This is a genomic window from Neptuniibacter sp. QD48_55 (assembly GCF_047778115.1).
Classification (GTDB): domain Bacteria; phylum Pseudomonadota; class Gammaproteobacteria; order Pseudomonadales; family Balneatricaceae; genus Neptuniibacter.
Genome location: NZ_CP180555.1, coordinates 3,523,564 through 3,540,560 on the forward strand (window position 1 = coordinate 3,523,564; position 16,997 = coordinate 3,540,560).

General features: G+C 46.2%; 11 protein-coding genes and 2 rRNA genes. 7 read left to right on the plus strand and 6 right to left on the minus strand.

Annotated features, from left to right (window positions below; all coding sequences use genetic code 11):
• Nucleotides 1–76: 76 nt before the first annotated feature.
• Nucleotides 77–1,567, minus strand: a complete 1,491-nt coding sequence (locus tag ACMXYW_RS16605) for an FMN-binding glutamate synthase family protein (RefSeq protein WP_415904757.1) — start codon at nucleotides 1,565–1,567, stop codon at nucleotides 77–79.
• A 514-nt stretch (nucleotides 1,568–2,081) separates the two neighbouring features.
• On the opposite strand from ACMXYW_RS16605, the gene folE2 reads away from it, so the two are divergent.
• Nucleotides 2,082–3,017, plus strand: a complete 936-nt coding sequence (folE2, locus tag ACMXYW_RS16610) for a GTP cyclohydrolase FolE2 (RefSeq protein ID WP_415904758.1) — start codon at nucleotides 2,082–2,084, stop codon at nucleotides 3,015–3,017.
• Between the two features lie 55 nt (nucleotides 3,018–3,072).
• Here folE2 and ACMXYW_RS16615 read toward each other — a convergent pair whose 3' ends face one another.
• Nucleotides 3,073–4,410 (minus strand): D-serine ammonia-lyase, encoded by a 1,338-nt coding sequence (locus tag ACMXYW_RS16615; RefSeq protein ID WP_415904759.1) that lies wholly within the window; start codon nucleotides 4,408–4,410, stop codon nucleotides 3,073–3,075.
• 116 nt (nucleotides 4,411–4,526) lie between these two features.
• Between ACMXYW_RS16615 and dsdC the strand changes: the two genes are divergently transcribed.
• Entirely contained in the window at nucleotides 4,527–5,456 is a 930-nt protein-coding gene (gene dsdC, locus ACMXYW_RS16620) for a DNA-binding transcriptional regulator DsdC (protein WP_415904760.1), read from the plus strand.
• 39 nt (nucleotides 5,457–5,495) lie between these two features.
• Here dsdC and glmS read toward each other — a convergent pair whose 3' ends face one another.
• Together glmS and glmU are read right to left on the minus strand one after the other, a co-directional pair.
• Nucleotides 5,496–7,319, minus strand: coding sequence for a glutamine--fructose-6-phosphate transaminase (isomerizing) (glmS, locus tag ACMXYW_RS16625; protein ID WP_415904761.1), 1,824 nt, complete (start codon nucleotides 7,317–7,319; stop codon nucleotides 5,496–5,498).
• 2 nt (nucleotides 7,320–7,321) lie between these two features.
• On the minus strand, nucleotides 7,322–8,689 hold the full coding sequence (gene glmU / locus ACMXYW_RS16630; protein ID WP_415904762.1) for a bifunctional UDP-N-acetylglucosamine diphosphorylase/glucosamine-1-phosphate N-acetyltransferase GlmU: 1,368 nt from the start codon (nucleotides 8,687–8,689) through the stop codon (nucleotides 7,322–7,324).
• A 100-nt stretch (nucleotides 8,690–8,789) separates the two neighbouring features.
• On the opposite strand from glmU, the gene ACMXYW_RS16635 reads away from it, so the two are divergent.
• The 5 genes from ACMXYW_RS16635 (at nucleotide 8,790) to ACMXYW_RS16655 (ending at nucleotide 13,483) form a co-directional block, all read left to right on the plus strand.
• Nucleotides 8,790–9,530, plus strand: coding sequence for a TrmB family transcriptional regulator (locus tag ACMXYW_RS16635; protein ID WP_415882939.1), 741 nt, complete (start codon nucleotides 8,790–8,792; stop codon nucleotides 9,528–9,530).
• Nucleotides 9,531–9,668: 138 nt separating this feature from the next.
• Entirely contained in the window at nucleotides 9,669–10,064 is a 396-nt protein-coding gene (locus ACMXYW_RS16640; RefSeq protein WP_415904763.1) for a cache domain-containing protein, read from the plus strand.
• Complete coding sequence (locus ACMXYW_RS16645) at nucleotides 10,064–11,290, plus strand: methyl-accepting chemotaxis protein (RefSeq protein ID WP_415904764.1); 1,227 nt, start codon at nucleotides 10,064–10,066, stop codon at nucleotides 11,288–11,290. Before ACMXYW_RS16640 ends, ACMXYW_RS16645 begins: the two co-directional genes overlap by 1 nt.
• 214 nt (nucleotides 11,291–11,504) lie before the next feature.
• Complete coding sequence (locus ACMXYW_RS16650; protein WP_415904765.1) at nucleotides 11,505–12,842, plus strand: dihydroorotase; 1,338 nt, start codon at nucleotides 11,505–11,507, stop codon at nucleotides 12,840–12,842.
• Nucleotides 12,843–12,922: 80 nt separating this feature from the next.
• Complete coding sequence (locus ACMXYW_RS16655; RefSeq protein WP_415904766.1) at nucleotides 12,923–13,483, plus strand: DapH/DapD/GlmU-related protein; 561 nt, start codon at nucleotides 12,923–12,925, stop codon at nucleotides 13,481–13,483.
• 167 nt (nucleotides 13,484–13,650) lie between these two features.
• Here ACMXYW_RS16655 and rrf read toward each other — a convergent pair.
• Both rrf and ACMXYW_RS16665 read right to left on the minus strand, forming a co-directional pair.
• Nucleotides 13,651–13,766 (minus strand): 5S ribosomal RNA (gene rrf, locus ACMXYW_RS16660).
• 142 nt (nucleotides 13,767–13,908) lie between these two features.
• A 23S ribosomal RNA gene (locus ACMXYW_RS16665) occupies nucleotides 13,909–16,792 on the minus strand.
• Nucleotides 16,793–16,997: the final 205 nt, after the last annotated feature.

The window sequence follows — 16,997 nt, forward strand, 5'->3', positions numbered from 1 at the left end:
GCACAATCACTCGCTATGATTACTCACAAATAAAAACGCCAGTCCGAATGACTGGCGTTTTTGCATGAGCTTTTTACTAATACTCTGGATAGAGAATATTCAGTGGTATAGACCGGCTACCTTCTACCACGATGGCGCAGTGCTTGCGCTTAAGCTGACGCGGCTCGGTTACACCACAAGAATGCGCGATCATCTCCACCTCATGTACCAAATGGTTGTGGTAGTTCGCCACTCGATCCGCTTTAACCATCGGCACTAATCCGCGCTGCAGATCTGGATCATGGGTAGTGATGCCCGTTGGGCAAGTATTTTTATTACATTGGAGCGCTTGTATACAACCCAGCGCAAACATAAAACCACGGCCGGTTACGATGAAATCAGCCCCCATACATAAGGCTGCGCCTACATCGGTTGGGTTAATCAACTTACCCGATGCAATAACACGTACACGTTCACGCAGATTGTGGGCCATAAGCTTGTTTACCAAAATAGGTAAACTCTCTCGCAAAGGAAGACCTACGCTGTCCATCAACGGCATTGGCGCAGCACCAGTACCACCATCACAACTATCTAAAGTAATAAAGTCTGGGGCACTCTCTATACCACGCTTGTTAACCGACTCACAAAATTCATCTAACCACTCGGCATCCCCCAACACCATTTTAAAGCCACAAGGTTTACCTGTGATACGACGAACCTTCTCAATCATATCGAGCAGATCATCGATTGAAGCAATATCTGGATGACGGTTAGGGCTTAAAGAGTCTTGGCCCACGGGAATACCGCGTACCGCAGCAATCTCTGGTGTAACCTTCTCACCCGGTAAGATACCGCCCTTACCCGGTTTAGCCCCCTGACTGAGTTTTATCTCAAACATTTTTACTTGAGGAAGATCGCCTTTCTCTTTTAGCTTTTCCTCAGAGAAATTGCCGTCTTCATCACGCAAACCATATTTTGCAGTACCAATTTGATAAACAATGTCGCAACCTGACTCTAAGTGGAAAGGCGATACACCACCCTCACCTGTATTCATCCAGCATCCTGCTTTCTTAGCTCCTTGAGACAAGGCCTCGATTGCAGGTCGTGACAGTGCGCCATAACTCATTCCCGAAATATTAAAAAAAGACGCAGCATCGTAAGGCGTCTTACAATAAGGGCCTATACGCAGGCTCTGCGTCGTTACCGCATCTTCCTTTAAAGTTGGGAAAGGACAGTTTAGAAAGTAATAGGTGCCAGGAATACGCAGATCACGTGAAGAACCAAAGGCAATAGTGCTATCTACATTCTTGGCTGCGCGATAAACCCAAGAGCGCTGCGCACGGTTAAATGGCATCTCCTCACGGTCCATAGCAAAGAAGTATTGACGGAAAAACTCACCGGCATGTTCAAATAGGTAGCGAAAACGACCAATAAGAGGGTAATTACGACGGATTGTTTGCGCTGTTTGATGTTTATCGATTTGGTATAAAACTACCGCCACAACGATTGCGACAACAAACAGTACCAAGAACGCAATACCAACAAACGCGATAAAATTTATAGCAAAACTCGACATTGAATCATTCATGCTATGGACCTCCTATAGACATAGCACCGCCTCTTAACGAGGTTTTTTCTTTGTTTGTATGCTGTATCGGCGCCTGTGTAAATAGATAAATCAAAATATCCTATAGTTATTAATAGGCTAGCTCTGATTTTTAACCTTGTATGAGAAAGCCACGCTGTAACATTAACACCTTCTAAAATACCAAAAGACATACAAAAGCAAGGTATTTAAACGAAAAAGGCAGATTTTATGCACTAAAAGTCGACTTTTTTTGTCTGATATTTGCCAATCGCCGTTATCAAGAGGTATGGTACGTCGCTCTTCTATTTTTTAGACTTTCAGCCTAAGGAATAGTACTTTTTTATAGGTCATATTTACGAATTGAGCCTAACCCTGATTCATTTTTGAACAGGCGCTTGTTTTTTCGTTATACGCCCCTATTTAACTAGGTATTGTTTAACGTAAGCCTATTTTTCTATACGTAAGAGCTTACGGATTCAGATTTTGATAACTACCGAATTGGAAGACCTGCTTCATGACCAACTTGCCTGACGTTACCAGCCATCAAAATCCTGAGATTCACGGCTCTCTGGACTGGGTGGGCATGAATGGAATCACCGTCCCTCTGCAATTTGACGATAGTAAACTAGGTGTAAACAGCATCGAAGCACGCGTTAATACCTACGTTAATCTGGTAAACCCTAAGGTTAAAGGCATCCACATGTCTCGCCTTTACCTTGCGCTAAGCAACTTTTTTGAAAACCAAACGCTGAATGTTCCGGCGTTAACAGATTTCTTATCACACTTGTTGGATAGCCATCACGATATCTCAACTCAGGTTTTCCTAAACTTTGATTTTGATTTCCTAATCAAGCGCGATGCTCTAAAAAGCGATAACAGTGGTTGGAAAAGCTACTCCACGACGCTACGTGCGACACTAAAAGATGCTGAGGTCGTTCTGGAACTAGCAACCCGCGTCCCATACTCATCCACTTGCCCTTGTTCAGCAGCATTATCACGTCAGCTATTAGCTCAAGCATTCACTGATGACTTTGCCAACAAAGGCAGCATTGACGTTGAAGACGTAGAGAACTGGTTGAAGTCTGAAAAGGGCTCATTCGCTACACCTCATAGCCAACGTAGCCAGGCAACAGCTTGGGTTAAGCTGGATAAAGATATGGGTGCATTCCCGTTAACGGATCTAATCGATCTTGTTGAAGACGCCCTCAAAACGCCGGTACAAACGGCAGTTAAGCGTGCTGACGAGCAAGAGTTTGCCCGCTTGAATGGTCATAACCTAATGTTCTGTGAAGACGCTGCACGACGCGTTAAACAAGCGCTTCTAAGCCAAGATCAGTACGCGGACTTCTGGTTGAAGGTAGAGCACTTCGAGAGCTTACACGCTCATGATGCAGTTGCTCTTGCGTCTAAAGGTATTGCAGGCGGTTACAGCCCAGCTGATTACAGCTAAGCTTTGCATCCAATGATAAAAAGGCAGCTAAGTAGCTGCCTTTTTTATTTGTAGTTTATGATTTACCAAGCTTGTAGTAACTCTGCCATTCAGATTCAGGAACCATACTACCGCCTGTAGCCCAGATGATATGGGTTGAGTTACCCAACTTACTCAGTAAATCATGATCCTGCAGGTAGCTTTCGCCCTGCAAAATCAGATTAACAATGCCTGTCGCTCCCGCCAAAGCGGATGGTTCCAGCGCAATTTGCTCACTCTCATAAATTTCGGCCAATAATTGATAAAGTGTTTCGTCCTCTACGGTATAAACCCCACTTAACAGTGGCTCCATCACCTTACCAACAAAACCGGAAGCCCGGCCTACCGCGAGGCCATCAGCACAAGTTTGGTTATCGATACCCAGCTCCTGAACACTGATCTGATCATGCAGTCCGGTGTACATGCCCACCAGCATACAAGGCGAATGGGTCGGTTCAGCAAAGAAGCAGTGAACATGATCACCAAACAGCAGTTTCAAACCAAAAGCAACACCCCCCGGACCGCCACCGACGCCACAAGGCAGATAGACAAACAAAGGGTGTTCAGCGTCGACCTGAATATTTTGCTCAGATAGCTGCTTAGCTAGGCGTTCCGCGGCAACCGCATAGCCTAAAAACAGGTCATTTGAGTTCTCATCATCCACAAAGTGACAGCGCTGCTGACTTAGCGCTTGTTTGCGCCCCTCTTCTACCGCTTTACTGTAATCATATTCATATTCAATGACCTGCACGCCTTTGCTACGTAGTAGGTCTTTCTTCCACTTCCGAGCATCTGCAGACATATGAACCGTCACCGAAAATCCTAAAGCAGCCCCCATAATCCCGATACTAAGACCAAGGTTACCAGTTGATCCCACCACGATTTGATACTGACTAAACAGTTCGCGGCAGACATCACTATTCAGCTTACTGTAACAGCTCTCTTTGGTGATCAGGCCTGCCTCTATAGCAACGGTCTCGGCATACTTGAGCACCTCATAAATACCACCACGTGCTTTTATCGAACCAGATATAGGCAGATGGCTGTCGCACTTCAAAAGCAGACGGCCAGGGAAAGTTTGATTGGCCCTTGCTTCTAGCTGACGATGGAATTGAGGCACCTCACGCAACGGCGATTCGATCATGCCTTTTGTGGCAGCGGTTTCTGGAAACACTTCCGCCAGATAGGGAGCAAAACGATTCAATCTTGCTGAAGCATCGGCAACATCAGTTTGCGCTAATGGCAGGCGCGCAGATACTGCAGAAAAGCCCGTGATTTTAGGGTTTAACCAAAGCAACGGCTGAGTTTTCTGAAGGCGCTCCAACAAGGGAAACTCACGTATCAGATCATTTATTTCCTGTGTGTTTAACCCCATAAAACCAGCTCCGATCGAATAAATTTTGTTAATTCCAACTAATGAAATTAGGATAAAACCATTAAACCAGTGCTCACAATTTACAACAAACCATTAAAAAGCATCCTTGGATTAAAATGGCTAATCTGAAACCCTCACACTTGAACAGCGCCGTTCTCGCTAATCTGCAATGCTTCAGTAGCGCAGCTAAGCACCTTAGCTTTACCCTCGCTGCAGAAGAGTTAAGTCTTACTCAAGGAGCCATTAGCCAACGGATACGTAAACTGGAAGAACAGCTCGGTTTTGCCCTATTCTTGCGCTACAACCGGCGTCTACAGCTTACAGCCGAGGGCGAAAGGCTCCTGATACAAACCAATAACAGCCTGACGCAACTCGATAATCTGATTCGCGATATCCATACCCAAGGGCTTGCCGGTGAACTCTCACTCTCTGTCCCCCCTTCTTTTGCTTCGCAATGGCTGCTGGAAAAACTGGCGGACTTCTCTCAGCGCTACCCGCAGATTTTTATCCGCATGGAAACCCATAGCCGTCTGATCGACTTTTATGCCGAACAGATCGATCTAGCGATCTATTATGGTCAAGGCGAGTACCCGGGGTTGGTTAGTTGGCCAATCATGGATGAACAGCTCATTCCCGTTTGTACCAAAGACTTCGCAGATAAACATGACTTATGGGATAGGCCAGAAAAACTAAACCACTGCCCTCTACTACATGATGCTCAAGCATGGCCAGAAGCTGGTCCTTATTCAGAATGGTCCTACTGGGCCGGTCAACAAGCATTGAGCCTAGCTCTCAAACAGGGGCACTGCTTTGATAAGTCAGAACATGCAGTGAATGCAGCTAAATCAGGTTTAGGCGTTGCTATGGGGCGTAAGCAGCTAATCGAAAAAGCACTGAACAGTGGGGAATTGATAAACCCATTTGGAGAATTACAGCCGATCCAATCTCAGCAGGGTTATTTTCTGGTCACCCACGAAGATAGGAAGGAACAGCCTATTATCAAGGCATTTAGGGAGTGGATTCTGGAAAAAGTACAGGCTCACTGATCAGTGAGCCTGTTATAGAGGTCTGATTAGCTAAAACAGTTACTCAACCGTTACCGACTTCGCCAGATTTCGCGGCTGATCCACGTCCGTACCTTTCAAAATAGCTACATGATAAGAGAGCAACTGTAACGGAATGGTGTATAGCACGGGCTGCATGATCTCATCACATGCCGGCATATTCAGTACATAAGTGCCTTCTTCCGATTGCACTTTGTCAGAGCCAGCAAAGACAAACAGCTCACCACCACGAGCGCGGACTTCCTGTAGGTTTGCCTTCAGCTTATCCAACATATCGTTCTGTGGGGCTACTGCGACAACGGGCATCTCTTTATCGACCAGCGCCAATGGACCGTGTTTTAGCTCACCTGCAGGGTAAGACTCCGCGTGGATATAGGAGATCTCTTTTAACTTAAGCGCACCCTCTTTTGCTACAGGGTACAAAGTGCCGCGGCCAAGGAACAAAGAATGATTCTTTTCAGCAAAGGATTGCGCCATCTGCTCAATATCACTATCCATTGCTAGAGCTTGCTGAACCTGCTCAGGAAGCTTTTTAAGCGCAGTGATAATGGCAGCTTCAGTTTCTTCGCTTAAGCCATTACGACGACCAAGTGCGATTGTCGTTAGCATCAACGCCACTAGTTGTGTCGTAAACGCTTTTGTCGACGCTACACCAATCTCTGGACCTGCGTTGGTCATCAAGGCCAGATCTGATTCACGCACCAGAGAGCTACCCGGAACGTTACAAATAACCAGAGACGCCAAAACGCGATCCTGAATTTCACGTAGCGCAGCCAAAGTATCTGCAGTTTCGCCAGACTGTGAAATCGTCAGGAATAGCGTACCTTCAGGAATAACCACTGAACGGTAACGGTACTCACTGGCAACCTCGACCATACATGGGATACCGACCAGATCTTCGATCCAGTATTTAGCAATCAAACCGGCATGGAAACTCGTACCACAGGCGATAATTTGTACCTGCTTAACCTGATCAAATACTTCAGCCGCTTTAACGCCGAAGCATTGTTCCAACAGTTTATCTTCGCTGATACGTCCTTCTAAACACGCTTTGATAACCTCTGGCTGCTCATAAGTCTCTTTAAGCATATAGTGCTTAAATTCACCTTTATCGGCAGAGCTTACACCGTGTTCAAACTGGCTAACTTCGCGCTCTACTTTTTTACCGGAGATATCCGTTACCGTGATATCTGCCGCCGTCAGGGTCGCAACATCACCATCTTCCAAGAACATAAAACGGTCTGTTACTTGTAATAGCGCTAGTTGATCGGAGGCGATAAAGTTCTCGCCAATACCAACACCGATCACCAACGGGCTACCTTTACGCGCGGTTACCAACTGAGATGGATCTGCTTTTTCGATCACGCCCAGCGCGTAAGCACCTTCAAGCTGGCCGATAATATTGGAAACGGCAGTGTGCAAAGAGCTGGTTGATTTAAGCTCCCTAGCAAGTAAGTGTGCAATTACTTCTGTATCTGTTTCTGAGCTAAATTCATAACCATCATTTTGTAGATCGGCTTTTAGCTCTTCAAAGTTTTCGATAATACCATTGTGCACTACGGCCAGTTGATCGCCGGACATGTGCGGATGAGCATTCGCTTCACAAGGTACGCCGTGAGTCGCCCAACGGGTATGTGCGATACCTGTTGTGCCCACTAAAGGCTGCTCTTGTAAGGCATCAGAAAGGGCTTGAACCTTGCCATTACGGCGGCAACGTTGAATACCCGCTTCGGTCTGCAATGCAACACCAGCAGAGTCATAACCGCGATATTCCAAACGACGCAAACCTTCAAGCAGGATTTCCTGAACTGGCCTAGCTGCAACAGCGCCTACAATTCCACACATGATTAGTTTCCTTTCTTCTTAGGACGCGGCCAGTTCTTCAATTCAGTTTGTTTGGCACGAGTAATCGCAAGTGCATCATCGGATACAGGTTTAGCAATCGTTGAACCTGCGCCGACAGTCGCCATAGCGCCCACTTTAACCGGGGCAACAAGGGCGGTATTTGAACCAATAAATGCGTTGTCACCGATTTCTGTCAGCGACTTATTAACGCCATCGTAGTTGCACGTAATCGTACCTGCGCCGATGTTTACATCTTTACCCAGTACAGCATCACCCACATAAGAAAGGTGATTGATCTTGCTTCCCTCACCTACAATCGCTTTTTTGGTTTCAACAAAGTTTCCAACCTTAGCTTTAGCAGCAAGCTGAGTGCCTGGACGTAAACGTGCAAACGGGCCGATATCACAAGATTCCGCAATCACAGCATCTTCAATCACTGTATTTGCCTTGATACGAGTACCCGCTGCAACAGTACAGTTTTTCAGGTAACAATTTGGTTCGATTACAACATCATCGCCTAGTACTACATCACCCTCTAAAACAACGTTTACATCGATCAGAAGGTCCTGACCAATAGAGACATTACCGCGCACATCAACACGCGCCGGATCAGCCAACGTTGCACCGTTCACCATCAACCATTCAGCACGTTGCAACTGATACCAGCGTTCTAGTTCGGCCAACTGAACGCGGTTGTTAACCCCTTGGACTTCCTCTTCAGCTTCAGGCTGAATCGCGCTGATCTTCACGCCACCATTGGCAGCCATCGCGATGATATCGGTCAGATAATATTCGCCTTGCGCATTTTCAGAGGATAGCTGCGGTAACCAATCAGCAAGATACTGGCTCTTAACCGCTAAAATTCCGGTATTTACTTCATTGATTAGGTGCTGCTCTGGCGAAGCATCTTTATGCTCAACAATCGCCACAACTTTGTCTTCGCTATTACGTACGATGCGACCATAACCGGTAGGATCTTTTAGATTCACTGTCAGTAGTGCCAAATCACCTGTAGCGGCAATATCCACCATCTCTTGCATAGTGGCAGCTTGTGTTAGGGGTACATCGCCATAAAGCACAAGCACAACACTGTCATCTGCTACTTCAGGCATCGCCTGAGCCACCGCATGACCTGTACCTTTTTGTTCTACTTGCAGAGCAAAGTTAAGCGCTTGCCCCTGCAGCTCTTCACGTAATTTATCCGCGCCGTGACCGATTACAACATGCGTGTTTACCCCCTGTAGTGACGATGCAGTGTCGATTACGTGTTGCACCATCGCTTTACCGCCAACCTTGTGCAGTACTTTAGGGAGTTTGGATTTCATACGGCTACCCTGACCAGCAGCCAAAATGACAACGTCTACAGACATAGTCTTACCTTTCCTTTGTAGGTTTACGCTTTATTTTAATCGCACTTTAAAGTAAAACTGAAACCATACAATCCCTTTTGTCACAAATTTTATGACAATTATGAATAACGACGTTTTTAAAATATTGGGCTTAAACCCTAGAGAAATTGAGATCTATAAAGCCTTATTGACCTTAGGGGCAAGTTCTATACGAACAATTGCTGACAAATCAGGGGTTAATCGCGGTAGTGCCTATGAAAGTCTCAAAGAGATGCAGCAAAAAGGAATTGTGACCTATCAACCTAAAGGCAAGCGACGTTTATTCGCCCCTGTAGATCCAGATATTCTTTTACAGCTGGCTGAAGATCGTCGACAGAACTTAGATAAAGCGATCGACGAGCTGAAACAAAGCATTATTCCTGAGCTGCAGCACCTTAAACCTGACTTTAATACTGCCAATGTCAGCTTCTATGAAGGCGATGACGGTATAGAGCACGTACTGAAAGACATTCTGGTTACGGTGTCTAGCTCAGATGCTGATAGCTACTCAGTCTTCTCCTCCAAGCCGATCAGGAAGCACCTCTACAGACCCTTCCCTAACTTCACTAACCAGCGCATACAACGTGGTATTAACGTACGCGCCATTGCAATCGGTGATGGAGGTGAAGACGCTCTGCTATCAGAACGTAAGTGGATCAAAACAGAAGGAAAAGTGGATGCAGCTTATATCGCGATCTATCCACCTAAATGCGCAATCATCTCACTCGCTTCAGAAAACTACCCAACAGCGGTAGTGATTGATTCGCCGGAAGTAGCCGGTGCGCAGAAGATCATCTTTGATACGCTATGGCGACTGCTATAAGAACTTATGTTTTTATAATATAAGCATATATTTCAAGTCCTTAAGTAGGATATTTACTTTAGCGTTATCTAAATAAAATCCCCTCCTCCGAAGCTCGCTGCTTCTCCTTTATTTTGGGTTGTATTTAGGAGTATGTCTTTGTTTATATCCAATTGGTCACTTTCTAGAAAACTGACGGCACTTGTTTGCAGTCTTTTGATCCCTCTCATGCTAATAGAAGCCAACTCTTTGATGCGCCTAAAATCAGAGTTGCTTGAATCTAAAAAAGCACAAGTTAAAGAACAAGTTCAAAGTGCCTACACGTTAATCAATCACTATTACTCTCAGTCTCCACAACTTGGAGTAGAAGAAGCCAAGAAACAAGCCACTAGTGCTGTAGCTGCCCTGAGGTATGGCAAGAATGGTTACTTCTGGATAAATGATATGCAGCACAACCTTATCATGCATCCAATCAAAACAAAGCTTATTGGCAAGAATATGGCGCAAAGCCAAGATGCCTCTGCAAGCACCATTGGCGTGAAATGGTCAATATAGTGAAATCTAAAGGCGAAGGCTTTGTAGAATATACCTATAAAGGCCCGCAGTTTAAAAAGCCCAAGGAGAAAGTATCTTACGTTAAAGGCCTAAAAGAGTGGGATTGGGTTGTAGGCAGCGGGATTTATTTAAGCGATGTGCAGGAAATATTCTTTGCTATTTTTGCCGAATCATTAACCTTGCTGTTTTTAGTACTCAGCTTTGCTTTCTTTGGCTGCTGGTTCATTGTCCGTGATATCACTCAACCTATTAATAAGATGCTTGCCGCTGTTAGAAAAATTGCATCCGGTGATTTAACTCACCCAGTTAGTTTTAACCGTCAAGACGAAGTCGGACAGCTCGGTGATGAGTTAACGAATATGACCTCATCATTGCGCCAACTACTGGGTAACGTCAATGATGTTGTTTTCTCTTTAAGCCATCGAGCCAGCGAGATGCGCAGCAATACAATGCTGACTCGTGAAGGAATGGATCGCCAGTTCAACGAAGTTAATCAGTTAGCAGCCGCAATGGAAGAGATGTCTGCAACGATTCAAGAAGTGGCACAAAATGCACAAACAACTTCTGGAGCGACCCAACAAGCAACGCAAGAAACGGAGTCAAGCCAAACGGATGTAAATAGATCGGTTCATGAGATTTCTAAGCTTTCCGACAACGTAGCTGCCGCCAATACTGTGATGAATGAACTAAATCATCACACAAGCAAAATTGGTGAAGTTGTTAGCGTTATCCGCGAAATATCTGAGCAAACTAACTTATTAGCTTTGAATGCTGCGATAGAAGCTGCTCGTGCTGGTGAAGCAGGCCGAGGGTTTGCTGTGGTAGCTGATGAAGTTAGAAGCCTTGCATCAAGAACGCAAAGCTCTACTGGCGAAATTGAAGAGATTATTGAGCAACTTCAAAATAAATCAGCATCAGCCAACGACCAAATGCAGCTCAGCCAACAAAAGGCTCAGGAAAACGCATCCTTAGTGCAGCAAACCGGTAACAACATCTCGTCAATTGTCGAGCACATTAGCTGTGTTAATGACATAAGTAATCAAATTGCAACTGCTGCAGAAGAACAAAGCTATGTCGCTGCTGAAATCAGTAATAGCCTGACTGGTATTCGGGATATATCAGAACATGTTGTACAACATGCTCATCAAATATCGAGCAACAGCGAACAAGTTAACTCAATGGCTGAAGACCTCAACGTAAAAATATCTCGCTTCAAACTAAGCTAGTTTTATGAAGCGCTACCTAACTTAGGTAGCGCTTTTCCTCCATCTACAAAAACGTCAAGAAACTCCTCTTCCGTAAGCATCGCAATCAATGCAAAAACTAAGTGAAACCGACACCTACACTCTTAGTTATATTATAACATAACACTTCATGCCATAATTGGTCGGTTTTTTAGCAAGTCTCACCAGAAGTACGATGCAGAGGGGTACCGCAGCAATGAATGACACATTGATTAAGAACGCGATCATCATCAATGAAGGCGAACAAAGAGAGGTCGATCTTAGAATTAAAGACCAAAGAATCGATCTAATTGCTGCTGATATAGATGCTAAAGCTACCGACACGGTTATCGATGCTAAGGGGTGCTGGCTGCTTCCAGGAATGATCGACGATCAGGTGCATTTCCGTGAACCAGGCTTAACACATAAAGGCAGTATCGCAACCGAATCGCGCGCAGCAGTTGCCGGGGGAATCACTAGCTATATGGAGATGCCAAATGTTAACCCTTCAACAACCAATGCAGCTGCACTAGAGAATAAATACAATATTGCTGCCCAAAATTCGGCAGCAAACTATGCATTCTATCTAGGAGCAACAGAAGATAACTTAGACGATATAAAAGCCTTAGACCCAACCAAAACCTGTGGCGTAAAAGTGTTTATGGGTGCCTCTACCGGTAACCTACTCGTCGAGAACCCAACAGCTTTAGAAGGGATCTTCCGTGAAAGCCCTGTCTTGATCGTTACTCATTGCGAAAGCGGCCCGGTCATCGCCAACAACCTAAAACGTGTTCAAGACACCGGACGTAAGATTACGATACACGACCACCCTATTATTCGTGATGATGAAGCCTGCCTTGCTTCCTCATCTTACGCAGTAGAACTAGCAAAGAAATACCAAAGCAATCTTCATGTTCTACATATAACAACAGAAAAAGAGCTGAGCTTATTCCAATCTGGCCCTGTCCAAGGCAAGAAGATCACAGCAGAAGCTTGCGTACATCATCTATGGTTCAGTGCTGATGATTACGAAACTCGCGGTAATTTAATTAAATGTAACCCTGCGATTAAAACCCTACAGGATCGCAACGCGTTGCTAAATGCACTTAAAACTGGGCAGATCGATATCATTGCAACCGATCACGCTCCGCACACACTAACCGAGAAGCTGGTTGATTATTCAGATGCACCAGCAGGCCTTCCCCTTGTCCAACACGCTCTACTAACCTTGTTGGAGCAAGTTAATTTGGGTCGTATGTCGATCGAACAAGTAGTCAAGAAGGTATGCCATAACCCTGCGATCCGTTATGGTGTTTTAGAACGTGGATTTATTCGTGAGGGTTACTTTGCCGATTTAGTTCTGGTTGATCCGAAAAAATCGACATTGGTATGCCATGCGAATAGCCTATACCACTGTGAATGGACTCCGTTTGACGGCCTAAAATTCTCGGGTCAGATAAAATCGACTTGGGTAAATGGACACCTGGTATATGATGGTACACAGACACTAGTTCAGGAAGGCTTTGCTAAACCATTAGCCTTTTCTGGTCTATAACAGTCTAAAGATACGCTCAACTTCTAATAAAAAATAACAAAGCCTCTATTACCTGTTAGAGGCAACAATTAGGAGCAACAATGCTTAGAAAGTGTCCGGCGGGTTATTACCCAGAAGTGTCAGACAAGGCCTTTATTGACCCTACCGCCATCGTTTGTGGCCGTGTGATTATCGAAGATAATGTTTTTGTTGGCCCTTACGCTGTAATCAGAGCCGATGAGGTTGATGCATCAGGTGAGATGCAGCCCGTACTGATCAAACAAGGCTCTAACCTTCAAGATGGCGTAGTGATTCACTCAAAAGCCGGTGCAGAAGTTATAGTAGGTGAGCGTACCTCTATCGCCCATCGCTCGATTGTACATGGCCCATGTACAGTCGGTGACGATGTATTTATCGGCTTTAACAGTGTCGTCTTCTGCTGCCATATAGGCGACGGTAGCGTGATTAGACACAATGCCGTAGTCGAAGGGGTCGACCTTCCAGAACGCTCTCACGTGCCTCCTATGACGGCCATAGCGCATGAGCCAGATCTGGCTTCAATTAAGAAAGTAACGTCTGAATTCTCTTCGTTCTCAGAATCCGTCGTCTCAGCCAACCATGTGCTAGTCGAAGGTTATAAAGAGCTAGGTGAAGACCTGTAGGTACTTGCTAGTTGCTAGTTGCTAGTTGCTAGTTGCTAGTTGCTAGTTGCTAGTTGCTAAAGAGGGTATGTGGATTAAGCTTGGTGTAAATACTCAGTTCAGTATTATTTATCCCACAACGAAAAAACCCCGATCACAGCGTGACCGGGGTTTTCTCTTAATTAAATGCTTGGCGATGACCTACTCTCACATGGGGAAGCCCCACACTACCATCGGCGATGTTGCGTTTCACGTCTGAGTTCGGGATGGATTCAGGTGGTTCCACAACTCTATGGTCGCCAAGCAAAACTGTTACAACTTAGATCTGATTCTTCTTTTATTTGATCTAGATAGTTTATCGACTGTAGTTTAACTACGCGCTAATTCGTTACTCTCTATCGTCTTACGTATCTTACAAGTCACTTGCCAAACGCCTTGGGCGTTATATGGTCAAGCCTCACGGGCAATTAGTATTGGTTAGCTCAACGCCTCACAGCGCTTCCACACCCAACCTATCAACGTCGTAGTCTTCAACGGCCCTTTAGGGGAATCAAGTTCCCAGTGAGATCTCATCTTGAAGGAGGCTTCCCGCTTAGATGCTTTCAGCGGTTATCCCGTCCGAACGTAGCTACCCGGCAATGCAATTGGCATCACAACCGGTACACCAGAGGTTCGTTCACTCCGGTCCTCTCGTACTAGGAGCAACTCTTCTCAAATCTCAAACGCCCACGGCAGATAGGGACCGAACTGTCTCACGACGTTCTAAACCCAGCTCGCGTACCACTTTAAATGGCGAACAGCCATACCCTTGGGACCGGCTTCAGCCCCAGGATGTGATGAGCCGACATCGAGGTGCCAAACACCGCCGTCGATGTGAACTCTTGGGCGGTATCAGCCTGTTATCCCCGGAGTACCTTTTATCCGTTGAGCGATGGCCCTTCCATACAGAACCACCGGATCACTAGAACCTACTTTCGTACCTGCTCGACGTGTCTGTCTCGCAGTCAAGCACCCTTCTACTCTTGCGCTCATTGCATGATTTCCGACCATGCTGAGGGTACCTTCGTGCTCCTCCGTTACTCTTTGGGAGGAGACCGCCCCAGTCAAACTACCCACCACACAATGTCCCCGATCCCGCTTAGGGAACTGGGTTAGAACCTCAACATTACCAGGCTGGTATTTCAAAGGTGGCTCCACCCTATCTGGCGACAGGGTTTCAAAGCCTCCCAGCTATTCTACACAAGTAATGTCAAAGTCCACTGTGAAGCTGTAGTAAAGGTTCACGGGGTCTTTCCGTCTAGCCGCGGGTAAACTGCATCTTAACAGCTATTTCAATTTCACTGAGTCTCGGGTGGAGACAGTGTGGCCATCGTTACGCCATTCGTGCAGGTCGGAACTTACCCGACAAGGAATTTCGCTACCTTAGGACCGTTATAGTTACGGCCGCCGTTTACCGGGGCTTCGATCAAGAGCTTCGCACAAGTGCTAACCCCATCAATTAACCTTCCGGCACCGGGCAGGCGTCACACCCTATACGTCCTCTTTCGAGTTTGCAGAGTGCTATGTTTTTAATAAACAGTCGCAGCCACCTGGTATCTTCGACCGGCCTCAGCTTAGGGAGCAAGTCCCATCACCAAAACCGGCGCACCTTCTCCCGAAGTTACGGTGCCATTTTGCCTAGTTCCTTCACCCGAGTTTTCTCATACGCCTTAGTATTCTCTACCTGACCACCTGTGTCGGTTTAGGGTACGGTTAGTCATAACCTGAAGCTTAGAGGATTTTCCTGGAAGCATGGCATCAACTACTTCAGTCCATAAAGGACCTCGTCATCGGTTCTCGGTCTTAAGGACCCGGATTTGCCTAAGTCCTCAACCTACTACCTTAAACGCGGACAACCAACGCCGCGCTAGCCTAGCCTTCTCCGTCCCCCCATCGCAGTTATGAGCAGTACAGGAATATTAACCTGTTTCCCATCGGATACGCTCTTCAGCCTCTCCTTAGGGGCCGACTCACCCTACCTCGAATAGCGTTGGATAGGAACCCTTGGTCTTCCGGCGGGGAGGGTTTTCACCTCCCTTATCGTTACTCATGTCAGCATTCGCACTTCTGATACCTCCACGGTGCCTTACAGCTTCCGCTTCAACAGCTTACAGAACGCTCCTCTACCATGCACAAAGTGCATCCGTAGCTTCGGTGTTATGCTTAGCCCCGTTATATCTTCCGCGCGGGCCGACTCGACTAGTGAGCTATTACGCTTTCTTTAAAGGGTGGCTGCTTCTAAGCCAACCTCCTAGCTGTCTAAGCCTTCCCACATCGTTTCCCACTTAGCATAAACTTTGGGACCTTAGCTGACGGTCTGGGTTGTTTCCCTTTCCACGACGGACGTTAGCACCCGCCGTGTGTCTCCCGTGATTGAACTCATGGGTATTCGGAGTTTGCATCGGGTTGGTAAGTCGGGATGACCCCTAGCCGAAACAGTGCTCTACCCCCATGGTTAGACACGAGGCACTACCTAAATAGTTTTCGAGGAGAACCAGCTATCTCCGAGTTTGATTAGCCTTTCACTCCTATCCACAAGTCATCCGCTGGCTTTTCAACGACAGTCGGTTCGGTCCTCCAATGCGTGTTACCGCATCTTCAACCTGCCCATGGATAGATCACTCGGTTTCGGGTCTACTCCTAGCGACTGGACGCCCTATTAAGACTCGGTTTCCCTACGGCTCCGCAAATGCTTAACCTTGCCACTAAAAGTAAGTCGCTGACCCATTATACAAAAGGTACGCAGTCACCGTCCGAAAACGGCTCCCACTGCTTGTACGTACACGGTTTCAGGGTCTATTTCACTCCCCTCACAGGGGTTCTTTTCGCCTTTCCCTCACGGTACTGGTTCACTATCGGTCAGTCAGGAGTATTTAGCCTTGGAGGATGGTCCCCCCATATTCAGACAGCGTTTCACGTGTGCCGTCCTACTCGATTTCACTTTAAAAGACCTTTCACATACGGGGCTATCACCCACTATGGCCACACTTTCCAGAGTGTTCTGTTAAATCTAATAAAGCTTAAGGGCTGGTCCCCGTTCGCTCGCCGCTACTTAGGGAATCTCGGTTGATTTCTTTTCCTCTGGGTACTTAGATGTTTCAGTTCCCCAGGTTCGCCTCTAATAACCTATGTATTCAGTTAAAAGATACCTATAAATAGGTGGGTTTCCCCATTCGGAAATGTCCGGATCAAAGGTTGTTTACCACCTCCCCGAACCTTATCGCAGGTTACAACGTCCTTCATCGCCTCTGACTGCCAAGGCATCCACCGTGCACGCTTAGTCACTTGACCATATAACCCGAAGGCGTCTGGAATCACAGTAACTTGTATTGCTAGTAACGATAGATTTCGCCGAATTGGCGCATGCAGTAAAACTACATGTCTTAAATCTAAATCAAATGAATCAAATCCAAATTGTTAAAGAGCGTTTAAAGCAAAAAAGCTTTAAAAGATAATGTCTTAAACGACAATATGTTTTAAAACTCTTCCTTCTCAT